The following is a 16,661-nucleotide window of genomic DNA, read 5'->3' on the forward strand; positions in this document are numbered from 1 at the left end:
AAGCAAGTGGATTTCGCTCCAATTTTGCAATTTTCACAGTTTTCTTCGCAACTGAGATCAACGCCAATAAGATCGATTTGTTCTTGTTCGCTACCCATTTTTTATTGATCAAAATCAATGTTTTCAATTGGTGCTTCTCGTTAAATACGCCACAATATATTGTGTCATCAGAATAAGAAATAACCCCATATAGTGTATTTGTGGATAAGTCTGTGAGTATTTTGGGGTAAGGAGAAAAAGTGAAACCAATCGTAATCAAGCGTGACGGCTCAAGAGCTCCGTTCAACAGGGATCGTATTCAAGCAGCAGTAGAAGCTGCAGCGGAAAACAAAGACAAAGATGTCGCCATTTATGCACTAAATGTTGCTCTGGCAGTTGAGTTACAGCTTCAGGATCACGATGAAGTTCACATTCATGAGATTCAAGACTTAGTCGAAAATGAACTCATGCAAGGTCCTTACAAAGCCCTAGCTCGTTCTTACATTGAATACCGCCACGATCGCGACATCGCTCGTGAGAAGCAAAGTGCACTAACTCGCGAAATCGAAGGTCTAATTGAAGAAAGCAACCTAGATCTAATCAACGAGAACGCGAACAAAGACGGTAAAGTGATTCCGACTCAACGTGACTTGTTGGCTGGTATCGTAGCGAAACACTACGCGAAGACACACATCCTTCCACGCGATGTGGTTCAAGCGCACGAAGTAGGTGATATTCACTACCACGATTTGGATTACGCTCCGTTCTTCCCAATGTTTAACTGTATGCTTATCGATCTTAAAGGCATGCTAACGCACGGCTTTAAAATGGGTAACGCTGAGATTGATACTCCTAAATCAATTTCGACTGCAACAGCAGTAACGGCACAGATCATTGCTCAAGTAGCGAGCCACATATACGGTGGTACAACCATCAACCGTATTGATGAAGTACTAGAACCGTACGTAATGACAAGCTACGAGAAACACCTAGAGATCGCAAAAGAGTGGAACATTGCTGAGCCAGAAGAGTTCGCAAAATCACGCACTGAGAAAGAGTGTTACGACGCGTTCCAATCTCTAGAATACGAAGTAAACACGCTACACACGGCGAACGGGCAAACCCCATTCGTTACGTTCGGTTTTGGTCTTGGTACAAGTTGGGCATCACGCCTGATCCAGAAGTCTATTCTGAAGAACCGTATTGCAGGTCTAGGTAAGAACCGTAAAACAGCGGTATTCCCTAAACTGGTATTCGGCATCAAAGATGGCTTGAACCACAAATCAGAAGATCCAAACTACGACATCAAGCAACTTGCGCTTGAGTGTGCGTCCAAGCGTATGTACCCAGACATCCTTAACTACGACAAAGTAGTAGAAGTAACGGGTTCATTCAAAACGCCAATGGGTTGTCGTAGCTTCCTTGGTACTTACGAAGAAAACGGCGAGCTGATTCACGAAGGTCGTAACAACCTTGGCGTAGTAAGTTTGAACCTTCCTCGTATCGCTATCCGTGCAAACGGCAGTGAAGCGAAGTTTTACGAGCTTCTAAACGATCGCCTACGTCTTGCTCGTAAAGCACTAGAAACACGTATTTCTCGTCTAGAAAACGTGAAAGCACGTGTTGCTCCGATCCTTTACATGGAAGGCGCATGTGGTGTCCGTCTGAAAGCGGACGACTCAATCGCAGATATCTTCAAGAACGGTCGTGCGTCGATTTCTCTTGGTTACATCGGTGTACACGAGACAATCAACGCGCTATTCGGTACAGAAGCGCACGTTTACGACGACGCTGTTCTACGCGAAAAAGCAGTAGCTATCATTAAGCACTTGAAAGACACAGTAAACGGCTGGGCAGAAGATACCGGTTACGGTTTCAGCCTATACGCAACGCCAAGTGAAAACCTATGTAGCCGTTTCTGCCGTATCGATGCGAAAGAGTTTGGCGTAATCAAAGGTGTAACGGACAAGGGTTACTACACTAACAGCTTCCACCTAGATGTTGAAAAAACAGTAAACCCATACGACAAGATCGACTTTGAGATGCCTTACCCAGAAATCTCAAGCGGCGGCTTTATCTGTTACGGCGAGTTCCCGAACATGCAACGTAACGTTGAAGCGCTAGAAAACGTATGGGATTACAGTTACACCCGCGTACCTTACTACGGTACGAACACACCAATTGATGAGTGTTACGAGTGTGGTTACAACGGTGAGTTTGACTGTACAAGTAAAGGCTTCACTTGCCCAAGCTGTGGCAACCATGACTCAACCAAAGTGTCAGTAACACGTCGTGTTTGTGGCTACTTAGGCAGCCCAGATGCACGTCCGTTTAACTTCGGTAAGCAAGAAGAAGTGAAGCGTCGAGTTAAGCACCTGTAAGGTTCACTTAAGCTCAAACCCAATAATGAAAATCAACCTGTCGTGGGTTGATTTTCTTTTCTAGCCAGCAAAACAAGGCACGATTATGAACTACCACCAATATTATCCAATTGACGTTGTTAACGGACCAGGTACACGCTGCACGCTATTTGTGTCTGGCTGTGTACACCAGTGCCGCGGCTGTTATAACCAGTCGACGCAACGCTTGGACTCTGGTGTGTTTTTCACGCAAGAAGCGGAAGACAAAATCATTGCAGACCTAAACGACACACGCATCAAACGCCGTGGTTTATCTCTGTCTGGTGGTGATCCTTTGCATCCAGCGAACGTGCCGCACATTCTTAAGCTTGTAAAACGCGTAAGAGAAGAGTGCCCAGGCAAAGATATTTGGATTTGGACAGGTTACACGCTTGAAGAACTAGACGATGCACAGCGCGAAGTGACTCAGTACATCGACACATTAATCGATGGCAAATACGAGCAAGATAAACGAGACCTCAATCTAGAATGGCGAGGCAGCTCGAATCAAATTATCCACCGATTCACTGAGCTTTTTTAAGCGTTGAAACACAAGAAAGCTAAATATGAAAAGGGCACATTCGTATAATTCGGATGTGCCCTTTTGGTGTGAGTTCTTTTAAAGCTTTGCTCGATAGATGAGTCGCGCTGTTGTGATCTTACTATAGCACAATACTTCAGTTACGCTGTCACAGTTGAATCATCATCAACCATGTTGTTAATCCATCGCTTAGACTGAATTCGGTGAGTTGTTAGAATGCCTTTTACCAATTCTTCGACCAGTAGAGACATCAGCACCCAATGCAGTGGTAAACCTAACACCATTCCAGTGTAGTAGGTAAGCGGAATACCAATCGCCCATTGACCAAACGTGTCGATGAAAATGCTATAGCGAATATCAGCACCACTCTTTAATACGCCCCCAATACCAACCATGTTAAACACACGCAGTATCATGCCTAGCGCAAGTACTAAACATACATTCAGCGCCATTTGTGTGTCTGTGAGCGGGCTCATTTCCAGTAAATTCAATATTAAAGGCGAGCTAACCCACACAGCAAAAAACAACACAGTTGCGAGCACGGCGCTGGTTAAGACATACCACCAAGCGGTCTTCTCAACACGGTCATATTGCTGAGCGCCAATGTCATTCCCAAGCAACACAGACGCGGCAACAGCGAATCCCATAAAGGTTGAAATCAATACGCCTTCAATCGGCGATAGGAAAGAGATAATTGCCAGTTCGGTTACGCCTAATTGACCGTAAATGATGCTGTAGATAATCAGGCCGCCGGTCCACAACGCATCGTGGATCAGCATTGGCATAGAGACTTTGAAATATTTGTTCCGATACTTCTTTATTGTACCTTCACGCCAATCTGCACGGGTAGGGAGCAGATACGCGTATCGACGACAGAAGAAATAAACCAGAATCGCCGTTTGAAAGAATCGAGAAATCAAAGTCCCCACAGCCGCGCCAAACACGCCCCATTGTGGAAAACCAAGTAAACCAAAGATCAAAACTGCATTGAGGAAGATGTTTACAACAATAGCAGCAATACTGACGTAAGTCGGCATCTTAGCTTCACCGACTGATCTCAACACCGATTCAATGGGAACAACGACAGCCGTGCCAATCAAACTCAATCCAGTTACCACCAAGTATTCCCTCGCGTACCCAACATACTCGGGGTCGTCCGCCATAAAAGAGACAATCTCTTTGTCGTAAACCACATACAACAAGATAAACGGCAAGGTCACGACCAACGAAATAAACCAAGATTGAGCGAGTGTTCGTCTTATTCCGGCAAGGTTCCCCGAACCATAATATTGAGAGGCTAAAACCGTTACAGCCCCACACAAACCAAACACCACAGCAAGGTTAAAGAAAAAGATTCGGTTACCGACACCCACCGCAGCGGTAGCGGACTCACCAAGTTGACTAACCATGAAGATATCCACGGCTCCGAGCAACGAAAACAGCATAGATTGGAGCGAGACAGGAACGCCAATCGCAACCAGTTTTTTCCAAAATGCTTTGTCTATGTATTGACGTGTTAAGAGCATCGCATTTCTCCTCTAAGAATAATGCGAGTAGTTTATCCACATGATTTAGCGGTGTATTTTTCAAAGACATCCAATAGTTTTGCGAAACTATCCAGTCTCTGTGGGAGTTACTCTAACTTCGAGACGAAAGTACCTTAGTGAGTCGATGAATCATGGAAGAAAAACAAGAACGCTACACCATTTCAGATAAAACCTATCAAGAATTCATCGATCATACCCGTGTACTTGCGCTTGAAGAACGCGGTATTGTCCAATGTGGAATCGCTACTTGCCGAGATTTTTTTTCCGTTTATCGCAAAAACCAAAAAAAGCACATGTTGTTATACACCGTCCGTGGAAGAGGTTGGCTAGAGAGCGGGGCATGTCGATATGAGTTAGAACCGGGGTCATTAGTAATTGTTCCAGCTGGAACGGAAAATGGATTTGGGATGGAAGATGAAACATGGCAAATCGCTTGGGTTTTCCTTTCACAAGATAAAGAATGGCCAATGGTTAATGAAGAGATCGAATACCAACTGACCCCTGCACCAGAAGTGCTGTATTCCTGCATTCAAACGCTACTGCGCAGTATCAACTTGCCTATTGACTACGGAGGTGAGGTAGGAGCTCACAGTGTTGCTCAATTAGAGCTTATGCTAAATATGCCACACTCAGATTCCCTTTCGCGTAATCAATTAAAACTACGACGTGTGTTCGATCTAGTGCAACGGCAACTTCATAAAGATTGGACAGTTGAACAACTCGCAGCGTTATATCCTTGTTCTGAGCCGCACCTTCATCGTTTAACTCAGCAACAATTTGGAAGAAGTCCGATAGCACATCTCACACGCATGCGGATGGAATATGCAGCTCGATTGTTGCGTTCGACAGAATGGTCAATTCAACACATTGGCGAAATCGTGGGGTATCCTACTAGTGCGAACTTCAGTACCCGTTTTAAAGCCTGGTCGAGCATGACCCCACGTGAATTTAGAAAGAATGGTAAACTTGACTCAAACTCGGATGAGTGAATCGTTCTTTTTATAACCGATTGAGATCATAAAACGCGTTCGTTCCCAGTATTTTGTCCTCTAATTGATGAAATCCGTTAAAAATCCTTTCGCCATTTTTAACGAAAGTGTTACCGTGAGGTTCGATACTTGAATTTCAAAGGGTTATGACTTTCATGCTTTCTAATCTACCAACTCCTGTATTAGATCCTATTTTATCTCTTTCCGTCGCATACCGCGGCGATGAACGCCCTAACAAGGTTGACCTTGGTATTGGCGTATACAAAAACAGCGCTGGCGAAACACCAATCATGAAAGCCATTCAAATGGCACAAGAAGTGGTCGTTGAGAACCAAAAGACTAAGTCTTATGTTGGTCTTGCAGGCTGTGAAGAATTCAACCAAAGCATGATCGACCTCCTTCTAACGGGAACATCAGCCACAGATCGCGTTGCTGCTATTCAAACGCCTGGAGCAAGTGGTGCATTGCGTATGCTGGGTGACCTAATGAAGGTCGCACAACCAGATACGACGGTTTGGATTTCAAACCCTAGCTACGTAAATCACAAACCAGTGATGGAAGCGGCTGGGCTGAAAGTTAAGTTCTACCATTACTTCTCTCCAGAAACCAAGCAAGTCGATACAGCAAAAATGCTCGAAGACCTTTCTAAAGCTGGTCCTTCTGATGTAGTACTTCTGCATGGTTGTTGCCACAACCCAACGGGTGCAGATATTGATTTTTCAGCGTGGCAGACAATCACTGAGCTTTCTCAAAAAAATGGTTTTACGCCATTCGTAGATATTGCTTACCAAGGTTTTGGTGACGGCTTAGAAGAAGACGCAAAAGGTCTTCGCTTTATGGCTGACAACGTTGAAGAAATGCTGATCACGACTTCTTGTTCTAAAAACTTTGGTTTGTACCGTGAACGTACCGGTGCAGCGATTGTGATCGGCAAGAATGCAAAAGATGTGGCGAATGCGAAAGGTAAACTGCTTACGCTAGCACGTTCAACATACACTATGCCGCCAGATCACGGCGCAGCATTAGTAAAAACTATTCTTCAAGATGCAAGCCTCACTTCCGTTTGGAAACAAGAATTGAACGAAATGCAGCAGCGCTTGTTGAATCTTCGTCAAACTTTGTGTAACGAATTGAGAAACAACCATAATACAGATCAATTTGATTTCATTGAGAGTCACAAAGGCATGTTTACTGTGCTAGGCTTTAGTGAAAACCAAATGGCGCAACTGCGTGAAGATTATGGCATTTATGGTGTCGGTGATGGTCGTATCAACATCGCGGGTTTAACCGAAACTCATATTCCTTACGTTGCTGACGCGATCCAAAAAATATCTCAACGTTAATTGGGAGAGTTAATGAAGAACTGGAAACTGATTCTGCCGCTAATGATGAGCGGCGGTCTTATTGCTTGTACGTCGACACCGACGACCACTGAGCCTGTTGAGCCAGAAAAACCAGTCGTGGAGCAGCCGGTAGAAAAACCGGATGTAAAACCAGAAGTAGACCCAAAACCCGAGGTGAAGCCGGAACAAAAACCGGAAACTAAGCTCGAGAAGAAACCCGATCCTAAACCGGCAAAACCACCGCAGGCAAAGAAAACACCTGATGGCATGTTGATCCTTGGTTCGGAAGAGTGGGTTTATGTACCAGACATTGACCAAACATTTAAAGGTCGCGTCGATACCGGTGCAACCACATCATCAATCAGCGCGACAGAAATAGTGCCGTTTGAACGAGATGGTAAAGACTGGGTTAAGTTCAAAATCGATATTAATGGTAAAGCGAGCAAAGAGTTCAAGTTACCTGTTGAACGTTGGGCAAAAGTTCGTCAATCCTCTTCAGAAGAAGTAGATAAGCGCGCTGTTGTTGTAGCTTACATTCAAGTTGGTGACCTAAAAGAGAAAACGGAATTCACACTGGCTGAGCGAGGCCACATGAATTTCCCAATCCTACTTGGTCGAAGCTTCTTCCGCGACGTTGCTGTTGTAGACGTATCTAAGAAGTATGTTCAAAACAAGCCAAGCGGCAAGTAAATCTCTGCTTCACGTAGTAAGCAAAAAAAAGCCTCTCATTCGAGAGGTTTTTTTACATAATATCAATATGTTACTGAACTTTAATATCGAACAACTTAGTAGGCAAAGCGTGCTGATAAAACAAGCTGTTGGCCGTAAGTACCGTTATTTTTTAAATCCGCACCCAACGACAGTTGTTGCGTAGAGTGAAAGCGTGCACCTAGGTTATAGATAGTCTTAGAGTCATCGTTGTCAATCAGTTGGCCAATACGACCATGTAGTTCAATGTTCTGCATAAACCAGACTCGAGTGCCGATGTTTACTTCTGTTTTCCACTCATCACCGTCGCCATTGTCTTGTTTGATGTTGTGAACCAACATTTGACCATAAATATCAGCAAATTGGCCTGCAGGACCATTGAAGCCAATACCGCCTGCAACATCCCAATCACCACTGAATTCACTATCAGCACGTCCAATAAAATGCGTATTTTCAGTAAAGTAGGTTGTGACTTCCCCACCAAACGTACCTGGGCTGGTACCCATGCGGAATTCCATTGTGTTGTAGTTGAAATTGTTTGCGTGAGCAGAAAGTGGCAAAACAGCGCACAAACCAAAGGCAGCAACCTTTAGAGCTTTACCTAGCATGGGTGTCTCCGGGCAAGAAAAATAATACGAACGAAAAAAAGGTCTGCAAAATGCAGACCAATATTTACAAAATATCATTTCAGGTGTTTCCCGTCACCTTAAACACTAGGACAGAGTGCTTATGATCATAGTGATGACGCCCAATTAAGCGGCAAGAGAGCAGTGCTTACATCACCACTAAGTGTTCAACTTCGATCTCTGGCTTACTACCGCCTTCAAATTCACCAAATAGACGAACTTTTGTAGTCTGGTCAATTGGTGTCGCTAGACGGATGTCGTCGTCCAACTCAACCATGATCTCGCCAGAGCCATCGCTAAAGATAAACTGGTCTGAGCGTGTTTGACGAAGTAGGTTGCCTTCTACGACCACGTCTTTCTCAGTGAACATGCTTGAGTCTTTAATCAATGCATCGACTTTTTCAATCGTTACAGGACCATTAAATTGAATGCTTGATTGACCGTGGTTGTGGTCTTTAGCCATTGCAACAGTAGGAGCGATAGCAAGTGCAGCGATAGTAGCGATAACAGTGTTTTTCATAATTTGGTTTCTCTATTAAAGTGTTCGTTTTGATGGTGCTATTAAAACAAACCTTATTTGAACCATTACTGATTCGAACATTCATATTCGATTCATTTTCTTGAGTCCTATGCTGAGATAACGTTATGATTGTTCACCTTCTTTTTTCTCTTAATAAACGTTCATGAAATCACCAATCCCTTCATTAATGGTTCAAGGTACAACTTCAGATGCCGGAAAAAGCGTCCTTGTGGCAGGTTTATGCCGTGTATTAGCTCGTAGAGGGATAAAAGTTGCCCCGTTTAAGCCGCAGAACATGGCTTTAAACAGCGCAGTAACGAAAGATGGCGGTGAGATTGGACGTGCTCAAGCCGTTCAAGCGCAAGCCTGCAACGTCGAGCCTACCGTTCATATGAACCCTGTGTTGATTAAGCCAAACAGTGATACGGGCGCTCAAATTATCTTACAAGGTAAAGCATTGTCCAATATGGACGCTGTCGGCTTTCACGATTACAAAAAAGTCGCAATGGGCACGGTATTAGACTCTTTCTCTAAACTGATCGAAGAATTCGAATCCGTAATGATTGAAGGCGCTGGCAGTCCAGCAGAAATCAACTTAAGAGAAAATGATATCGCCAACATGGGATTTGCCGAGGAAGCAGACGTTCCCGTCATTATTATTGCAGATATCGATCGCGGTGGCGTGTTTGCCCATCTTTACGGGACACTAGCGTTGCTATCCGAATCTGAACAAGCGCGCGTTAAAGGTTTCGTAATTAATCGCTTCCGTGGCGACATCAGCTTGCTTGAATCTGGTCTTGATTGGCTAGAAGAGAAAACGGGCAAGCCTGTGCTCGGTGTATTGCCGTATCTTCACGGATTAAACCTCGAAGCAGAAGATGCCATTACGGCGCAGCAAGAGCTGTCTTCACAAGTGAAACTCAATGTTGTGGTACCAGTTTTAACGCGCATTAGTAACCATACTGATTTTGATGTGTTGCGTCTAAATCCAGACATTAACCTTCGCTACGTTGGCAAAGGTGAGAAGATCGATAAAGCCGATCTCGTTATCTTGCCGGGTACTAAATCAGTCCGAGACGATTTGGATTATCTACGTAGCCAAGGGTGGGACAAAGACATTCAACGCCACATTCGCTTGGGCGGCAAAGTCATTGGCATCTGTGGCGGCTACCAGATGCTTGGCAACGTAATTGATGACCCAAATGGCGTAGAGGGCCGGCCTGGTCGTAGTGAAGGCCTTGGTTTGTTAGACATCACCACAACTCTAACCGATAGCAAACAGCTTACAAACACACGAGCAGAGCTTTCTCTTAACGGTAAAAAAGCTAATGTGAAAGGTTATGAAATCCATGTGGGAAGAAGTGAAGTGCAGGGCGCTCAACCTATCAAGTTAAATTCTGGCGAAGCAGAAGGCGCGCTTAGTGAATGTGGCCAAATCATGGGAACCTACCTACACGGGTTCTTCGATGAGGCAGATGTCTTGAGCCTTGTTTCAGAATGGGTAAACGGCACTCAAATCAAACAACAAGACTTTGAACAGCTCAAAGAACAGGGCATTAATCGAATTGCAGATGCGATAGAACAACATATGAATCTTGACTTTCTGTTCAAATAAAACCAGTTTTTAACTGTCTGAAGCATAAATAAAAGTGGAGATTGCTTTCCACTCATTCATCTTCTGCCTGTCTAGCACCGGAGTGTTTTTATGAAAGCATGGAAAATTCATGCTTGCCTAGTGGCAATATTGAGCGTTTCATCAGCAGCAAACGCGGCAACTAACTTAAAAATTTATGCAGCGTCGTCAATGACTAATGCGATTGATGATATTGCTCAAAAATTCGAGCAAAAATACGATGTATCAGTCACACCTGTATACGGTGGTTCATCATCCATTGCTCGCCAAATTCTAAATGGCGCACCGGCCGATGTGTTTATCTCTGCAAACACTAAATGGATGAATTACCTAGTAAAATCAAAAGTCGTAAAGAGTGACAATGTCACTAATTTAGTGCAAAATTCCCTCGTTGTCATTGCGCCGCAAAATAGCAGTATTGCAACATTTGATTTCTCTGATGCTGATGCTTGGAATAAGGCACTGGACGGCAACCGACTTGCTCTAGGCAATCCAGTGTCCGTTCCTGCCGGAATGTATGCAAGAGAGTCTTTAACTAACCTCGGTGTGTGGAAAGTACTAGAACGTCAAATTGCTCCAGCAAAGAACGTTCGTCTTGCACTTGCGTTAGTAGAGCGAGCGGAAGCCCCTTTGGGAGTGGTCTACAAAACGGATGCACAATTGACAACAAAGGTGAAAATAGTTGGAGAATTTGCAAGCGATACCCACGCAGACATCGTTTACCCAGCCGCGATTGTGAAAGACTCAATACAATCAAAACAATTCTTCCAGTACTTGAAGTCGGATGAAGCAAAACAAGTCTTTGCCCATTACGGTTTTCAATAAAAGGGATCAGAGTGTCAGAACTTGAATACCAAGCCTTAATGTTAAGCCTAAAAGTTGGCGCGTATGCTGTCGTTTGGCTGATTCCAATAGGCGTTGCTCTCGCTTGGTTACTGTCTAGAAAAGAGTTTATCGGTAAGTCCATATTAGATAGCTTGATTCATCTTCCACTCGTATTACCTCCTGTGGTTATTGGTTACTTGCTACTGATCTCTCTCGGTCGTCAAGGATACTTGGGTGGGTGGCTATATGAACACTTTGGTTTAATATTCAGTTTCAACTGGAAGGGGGCCGTCATCGCCTGTATCGTCGTGGCCTTACCATTAATGGTCCGTTCGGTCCGATTGAGTTTAGATACGGTCGACCCCAAATTAGAACACGCAGCGTCAACCCTCGGAGCGTCGCCGTTAAAAGTCTTTGTCACAATTACGCTTCCGTTAACTATTCCTGGAATCATCACTGGTACCATGCTCTCGTTTGCACGCAGTTTAGGAGAGTTCGGTGCCACTATCAGCTTCGTTTCGAACATACCAGGGGAAACGCAAACCATCCCACTAGCTATGTACAACTTTATAGAAACGCCTGGAGCTGAAATGGAGGCCGCGCGCTTGTGCATCATTTCTATTGCCTTAGCTCTGTCGACGTTAATGATCTCAGAATGGTTAAATCGTAAAGCCGCAGCGCGTCTGGGGGCCAAGCGATGAGTATAGAAATTCAATTTAAACAATCACTTGGTGAAACCAACTTTGACATTAATCTTTCGTTACCGCGTAACGGAATAAGTGCGCTATTTGGTCGTTCCGGCGCCGGAAAAACGACTCTAATTAACGTTATTAGTGGATTAGTTACACCACAGCAAGGCAAAGTGGCGATTGGCGAGCACATCCTTTTCGATAGTGATGCGGGTATTAATCTACCGACGCATAAGCGCAAAATTGGTTATGTATTTCAAGATTCTCGCTTGTTTCCGCATTATTCAGTAAAAGGAAACTTGCTCTATGGTGTTGTAGAAAAAGATGAAGAGTATTTCGATAAGGTCACAGAATTACTTGCTATTAAACCACTGTTAAAACGCTTCCCAGTTTCTTTGTCGGGCGGTGAAAAGCAACGTGTGGCCATTGCGCGAGCACTACTTTCTAAGCCTAATCTGCTTTTGATGGATGAACCTTTGGCTTCCTTAGATATGCCACGTAAGCGAGAAGTCATGCCATTTTTAGAAGAGTTGTCTGAGCAGGTCAACATTCCGATCGTGTACGTTACGCATAGCTTGCAAGAAATCCTACGCTTGGCCCAACACCTTTCGATTCTCGACAAGGGACGAATCATGACGTCAGGTAAGCTTGAAGAAGTGTGGGCATCTCATGCGATGCGTCCATGGCAGTCATTTTCCGATCACAGTAGCTTGTTTGAGGGCAAAATTGCGACCCATCATGACAAATACGCGTTAACGTGCGTAAAGCTCGCACCAAAGGCTTGTTTGTGGGTTCAAAAGGTCGATGGTGAGCCAGATACGTCAATTCGCCTGCAAGTGCGTGCCAATGATGTCTCTATAGCTTTGGAAAAACCAGTTGCGACGTCTATTCGTAATGTACTGTCAGCGACCGTTGCATCCATTGAAGAATTCAATGCTGGCGAAGACAAACAAAGTATTACGGTATCGCTGAAGTTAGATACTGACTGCCACTTATGGGCGACCATTACGCCTTGGGCGTTGGATGATTTGAATTTAAAAGTCGGTGACATGGTGTACGCACAAGTAAAAGGGGTCAGTGTAACGCAGAGAGATATCTCGTTGGCGCATCACTAGCACGTAACCAGATTATACGAAATAAAAAAGGCCGCAATTGCGGCCTTTAACTTAACTGAAGTAAATGGGAAGAATTACTTCACAAATACTTCTTTAAATTCACGCTTAAGAAGAGGATCGCGACGCGCTTTCTTAAGTTGCTTAACCATGTCTTTCACGCAGTTGTGAAGAACATTGTCAAGAAGTTGAGAACGGTAGTCTTCTTTGTCTTCATCTGTCATGTTTTCAGGCAGATTAAGCGTTGGGAATTCTTCCATTACGTTTAGACCAGCGAATGCTTGGCCAACCGTTACTAGAGCGTGGAATTGCTCAAAGTTGTCCAGAATGTTTTGTGCACTTGCAGGCATTTCGTCCCAAGACGCACGAACAGCTTCTTCAGACACTTCATGGATAGAGGTAACCATCTCGAACATTTGCTCTGGAACTTCGTCAAATTCGATAACTTTACGTAGTTCAGGAGAAATAGTTTCTAGATCGATTTTTTTGCTTTCGTTGTTAGTTGCTTCTGACATGGTGTGTCTCTCGTTACAAAAGGCGGGAATATTAATACCAAATGCATCAAATAGCTACCATAAGAAGCATTTGATTCCGTGACCACTTAACAAAAAAATATAGCACTAAATGAGTGGCGTAATGCAACAATCTCGTGAGTATGATATATGTTTAATAAAGACTTACAAAAGAATGGGACGCGCTATGCAACCGACAGGGACATCGATGCGCATTCTACTGGTTGATGACGTTCAGCTGGATCGAATGCAGTTGGCTATCCGTTTGAAACAACAAGGTCATATTGTTAAAGCCGTTGGAAGTGGTCTAGAAGCATTAAATACTTATGAAAGCTTCGACCCAGAACTGGTTCTGCTAGATATCGCTATGCCAGACATGAATGGCTTTGAAGTATCACTTCATATCAGAGAAACGTTCCCGGACTGGATCCCAATCATCTTCCTCAGTAGCCATGAGGAACCAGAAATGATCGCCAAAGCTATTGAGGCCGGCGGGGATGATTACCTCATCAAACCTGTCGACAAGCTTGTTCTTAATTCTAAGTTGATGGCAATGCAACGTATTGCTCACATGAGACGAGAGCTGAAACAGGCAACCGCACAACTAGAAGAGATGAACTCAAGATTACAACAGCAAGCCAATGAAGATGGTCTGACGAAGTTGTATAACCGCCGCTATATCGATCAAAAGTTTGAAACCATGATTGCTTGGCATGGCCGTCATCATATGCCAATGGCCCTCATCTTACTCGACGTTGATTTCTTTAAGCCGTTCAATGACAACTATGGGCACATAGAAGGGGATCGCTGTCTGCAAGCGATTGCAAATCAACTCAAAGCAACGTTCTGTCGTTCTGGAGAGTATGTCGGGCGTTATGGTGGGGAAGAATTTGTCATTCTTCTCAATAGCACGGATGCGAAAACTGCAGAAAGGGAAGCCGAACGCGTGCAAGAGGCTATGTACTTCCTCGACTATCCACATGCATATTCTAGCATTGCAAATAGAGTGACAGTGTCACAAGGGGTCTTTGCCTTTCAACCCACAGGTAAAGATAATATAGCAGAATTGTACGCAACGGCAGATAGAGCGCTTTATTCGTCAAAGTCTCTAGGAAGAAATACATACACTGTGGTAAATGCTAGTTGATTCAGAAGTTTAATTGCAAAATCATCGCTGTGACAATGTCACTTATTTCTAATTTTTGTCACGCAAATCCCGTACAGCAAACGCTACAAAAAGAGTTTGAGCGCAACTTCGCGATTGGCATTGTGCTCTCTGACAGTGATGTCTTTACCTTAGGCTTTCATGATTTCGACCCCAATAAATATCTTAATATTGATAATGAAGATATTGGTACCCAAGACTCTGTCGACCTGAGAAAACAGGTTGCGCTGTCCACACTCCCTTATCACTTATCTCTTTCTGAAGATAAAACTGCCCCAGTTAAATATAATCTCAAAGGTCGATTATATGCGTTAGGTATCGACCAAGATGTGACCGTCAATGAAGACAAAGTGCCCGATCGAAACAAAGAGCTTATCTTAGGGTCTTACACCGAAATTGAACAACAAAACCAACTCACAGAATATCTATCATTGAGTGGCGCCGCCGGAGCTCACCTGATGTATTACCGCAACGAGTATTCTTACCGTAGTGACGCGCTCGATAACCTTAAGCCTTATATAGAGGGAGTTTACCTCAATACCGATGCTTGGGCGTTGGTCGGAGAGGTAAACGCAGAACTCAAGTACCTCGAAAATGAAAATTGGGGGAAATGGTACGTTTGGTCGTCGCCACATTACTTTTATGGAATGGGTTGGGGCGAAGGAAATAATGGCGATATAGGAAACCCAGAAGGCTGGTATTGGGTGAACGGCGTCAAATTGTTTTACGACATCACCAAAGTGGGCAGAACCGTCCAGTCTGTATACACCAGTTTCAATCGAGTTGATGTTGGCGGTGATACGAGTAAACCGATGAATACCTCACACTACTATGAAGCAAGCTTTGGTTGGTTAATGACACCACCATTTAAAAGCGAATGGATTGATAACATAGGTCTCGGCCTGTCCGTCAATTACGGCAGTGCACTAAAAGGCGGAAGCCTTGTTTTGTTCTTTAATCAGGAGTAATTCCGCAATGGCAAAGAAAACCATTGCATTTCCTCACTCGGCGAGCCAAAATCGCGCCCCATTTTGCTTAATAGGAACATAAGCACATAAACCAAGTCATGGAACGACAATAACAAACCTATAAAAGTTATGCGTAAGTTGGCTTGTTTGGCGATGTGTTTCGCTTCTACTTCATCTTATTCCAGCACCGTTGAAAAGCAGCTGCAAAAAGAGTTCGATTATAACTTCGCCTCCAGCATTGTCCTTTCAGACAGTGATGTGTTCACCTTTGGCTTCTCAAACTTTGACCCTAACGAATACCTCAATTTCGATGATGATTCTTTAGGTGATAACGAATCCGTCGACCTTCGGAAGAAAATCTCCGTATTGTCGTTGCCATTCAGTATTCCGGCGAGCAATTACTGTTATTCCCCATACCAGACAAAAGTGAACGGGCGAGGCTACCTGCTTTCTTCTCAACAAAAAGTGTCCGCGTTAAATGCCGACACTCCTGACGACCTTGATGAGCTTGTTTTGGGTGGCTACTTAGAAGTTGAGCAAGAGGCTTATTTAAATCGCAATATTACGTTGGGCGCAGCGGCGGGAACGCACATCATGTACTACCAAAATGATTACGCTTATCGTAGTGATACGTTGGAGGATTATCGTGACCAAATTGATGGTATTTATGTCAATACCAACGCGTTAGCAATGGTCGGCGAGGTTAATGCGACACTAAAATACAGCCCTTATGGTCATTTTGGTCAATGGTACTTTTGGTCTTCACCACATTACTTTAACGGCGTTGGTGTCAACCTCGGAAAAGGTGACAACGTAATTAACCCTGAAGGCTGGTATTGGGTTAATGGCGTAAAGGTCTTTCACCGTCTAGCGATATGGCAAAACATGGTTCAGTCGTTTTATACCAGCTTCAACCGAGTTGATATAGGTGGCGATACCAAGAAACCGTTAAACACGGATCACTACTACGAAGCGAGTATGGGTTGGCTTATGACACCACCGATTAAAATCCCATTTGTGGTGAACATAGGTGTAGGGATGAGTCTCAACTATGGCAGTGCGTTTAAAGGGGGTAGTTTGGTCATGTTCTTCAACCAAGTTTAAC

At 44.1% G+C, this 16,661-nt stretch carries 16 protein-coding genes; 12 read left to right on the forward strand and 4 right to left on the reverse strand.

The features are described from left to right. Positions 1-239 precede the first annotated feature (239 nt). On the forward strand, positions 240-2,360 hold the full coding sequence (nrdD, locus tag VJL_RS09160) for an anaerobic ribonucleoside-triphosphate reductase (RefSeq protein WP_038870680.1): 2,121 nt from the start codon (positions 240-242) through the stop codon (positions 2,358-2,360). Positions 2,361-2,445: 85 nt separating this feature from the next. Beyond that, entirely contained in the window at positions 2,446-2,919 is a 474-nt protein-coding gene (nrdG, locus tag VJL_RS09165) for an anaerobic ribonucleoside-triphosphate reductase-activating protein (protein ID WP_038877370.1), read from the forward strand. A gap of 140 nt (positions 2,920-3,059) precedes the next feature. Here nrdG and VJL_RS09170 read toward each other — a convergent pair whose 3' ends face one another. Continuing rightward, on the reverse strand, positions 3,060-4,445 hold the full coding sequence (locus VJL_RS09170; protein WP_038877371.1) for an MATE family efflux transporter: 1,386 nt from the start codon (positions 4,443-4,445) through the stop codon (positions 3,060-3,062). Between the two features lie 152 nt (positions 4,446-4,597). On the opposite strand from VJL_RS09170, the gene VJL_RS09175 reads away from it, so the two are divergent. The 3 genes from VJL_RS09175 (at position 4,598) to VJL_RS09185 (ending at position 7,488) form a co-directional block, all read left to right on the forward strand. Then, positions 4,598-5,455: an AraC family transcriptional regulator gene (locus VJL_RS09175; protein ID WP_038877372.1), complete on the forward strand. Its 858-nt coding sequence runs from the start codon at positions 4,598-4,600 to the stop codon at positions 5,453-5,455. Between the two features lie 155 nt (positions 5,456-5,610). Continuing rightward, positions 5,611-6,798, forward strand: a complete 1,188-nt coding sequence (locus tag VJL_RS09180; protein WP_038877373.1) for an amino acid aminotransferase — start codon at positions 5,611-5,613, stop codon at positions 6,796-6,798. A 12-nt stretch (positions 6,799-6,810) separates the two neighbouring features. Beyond that, positions 6,811-7,488 (forward strand): ATP-dependent zinc protease family protein, encoded by a 678-nt coding sequence (locus tag VJL_RS09185; RefSeq protein ID WP_038877374.1) that lies wholly within the window; start codon positions 6,811-6,813, stop codon positions 7,486-7,488. A 95-nt stretch (positions 7,489-7,583) separates the two neighbouring features. On the opposite strand, the gene VJL_RS09190 is transcribed toward VJL_RS09185, so the two are convergent. Together VJL_RS09190 and VJL_RS09195 are read right to left on the reverse strand one after the other, a co-directional pair. Next, the gene (locus VJL_RS09190) at positions 7,584-8,114 is read right to left on the reverse strand and encodes a hypothetical protein (protein ID WP_038870690.1); all 531 of its coding nucleotides are present in this window, start codon (positions 8,112-8,114) and stop codon (positions 7,584-7,586) included. A gap of 166 nt (positions 8,115-8,280) precedes the next feature. Continuing rightward, positions 8,281-8,652, reverse strand: a complete 372-nt coding sequence (locus VJL_RS09195) for a YgiW/YdeI family stress tolerance OB fold protein (RefSeq protein ID WP_038877375.1) — start codon at positions 8,650-8,652, stop codon at positions 8,281-8,283. Positions 8,653-8,815: 163 nt separating this feature from the next. Here VJL_RS09195 and VJL_RS09200 point away from each other — a divergent pair, with 163 nt between their 5' ends. The 4 genes from VJL_RS09200 to modC all read left to right on the forward strand — a co-directional run bounded on the left by VJL_RS09200 (position 8,816) and on the right by modC (position 12,914). Next, the gene (locus VJL_RS09200) at positions 8,816-10,267 is read left to right on the forward strand and encodes a cobyric acid synthase (RefSeq protein WP_038877376.1); all 1,452 of its coding nucleotides are present in this window, start codon (positions 8,816-8,818) and stop codon (positions 10,265-10,267) included. Between the two features lie 90 nt (positions 10,268-10,357). Next, positions 10,358-11,110 (forward strand): molybdate ABC transporter substrate-binding protein, encoded by a 753-nt coding sequence (gene modA, locus VJL_RS09205; protein ID WP_038877378.1) that lies wholly within the window; start codon positions 10,358-10,360, stop codon positions 11,108-11,110. A gap of 11 nt (positions 11,111-11,121) precedes the next feature. Beyond that, complete coding sequence (gene modB / locus VJL_RS09210) at positions 11,122-11,811, forward strand: molybdate ABC transporter permease subunit (protein WP_038877379.1); 690 nt, start codon at positions 11,122-11,124, stop codon at positions 11,809-11,811. Then, positions 11,808-12,914 carry a molybdenum ABC transporter ATP-binding protein ModC gene (gene modC, locus VJL_RS09215; RefSeq protein ID WP_038877381.1) on the forward strand — a complete coding sequence of 369 codons (1,107 nt, stop codon included), beginning with the start codon at positions 11,808-11,810 and terminating at the stop codon, positions 12,912-12,914. The genes modB and modC overlap by 4 nt, the downstream gene beginning before the upstream one ends. A 74-nt stretch (positions 12,915-12,988) precedes the next feature. Here modC and VJL_RS09220 read toward each other — a convergent pair whose 3' ends face one another. Further along, a complete protein-coding gene (locus tag VJL_RS09220) occupies positions 12,989-13,426 on the reverse strand; it encodes a DUF3069 domain-containing protein (protein WP_038870697.1) in 438 nt (145 codons plus the stop codon). Between the two features lie 184 nt (positions 13,427-13,610). Between VJL_RS09220 and VJL_RS09225 the strand changes: the two genes are divergently transcribed. The 3 genes from VJL_RS09225 (at position 13,611) to VJL_RS09235 (ending at position 16,660) form a co-directional block, all read left to right on the forward strand. Beyond that, positions 13,611-14,570, forward strand: a complete 960-nt coding sequence (locus VJL_RS09225) for a diguanylate cyclase (RefSeq protein ID WP_038877400.1) — start codon at positions 13,611-13,613, stop codon at positions 14,568-14,570. A 35-nt stretch (positions 14,571-14,605) separates the two neighbouring features. After that, positions 14,606-15,556 carry a Solitary outer membrane autotransporter beta-barrel domain gene (locus tag VJL_RS09230; RefSeq protein ID WP_038877402.1) on the forward strand — a complete coding sequence of 317 codons (951 nt, stop codon included), beginning with the start codon at positions 14,606-14,608 and terminating at the stop codon, positions 15,554-15,556. Between the two features lie 129 nt (positions 15,557-15,685). Next, the gene (locus VJL_RS09235) at positions 15,686-16,660 is read left to right on the forward strand and encodes a Solitary outer membrane autotransporter beta-barrel domain (RefSeq protein ID WP_038877382.1); all 975 of its coding nucleotides are present in this window, start codon (positions 15,686-15,688) and stop codon (positions 16,658-16,660) included. Position 16,661 lies beyond the last annotated feature (1 nt).

This window comes from Vibrio jasicida CAIM 1864 = LMG 25398 (assembly GCF_000400365.1).
In the GTDB taxonomy this organism is placed as follows: Bacteria; Pseudomonadota; Gammaproteobacteria; order Enterobacterales; family Vibrionaceae; genus Vibrio; species Vibrio jasicida.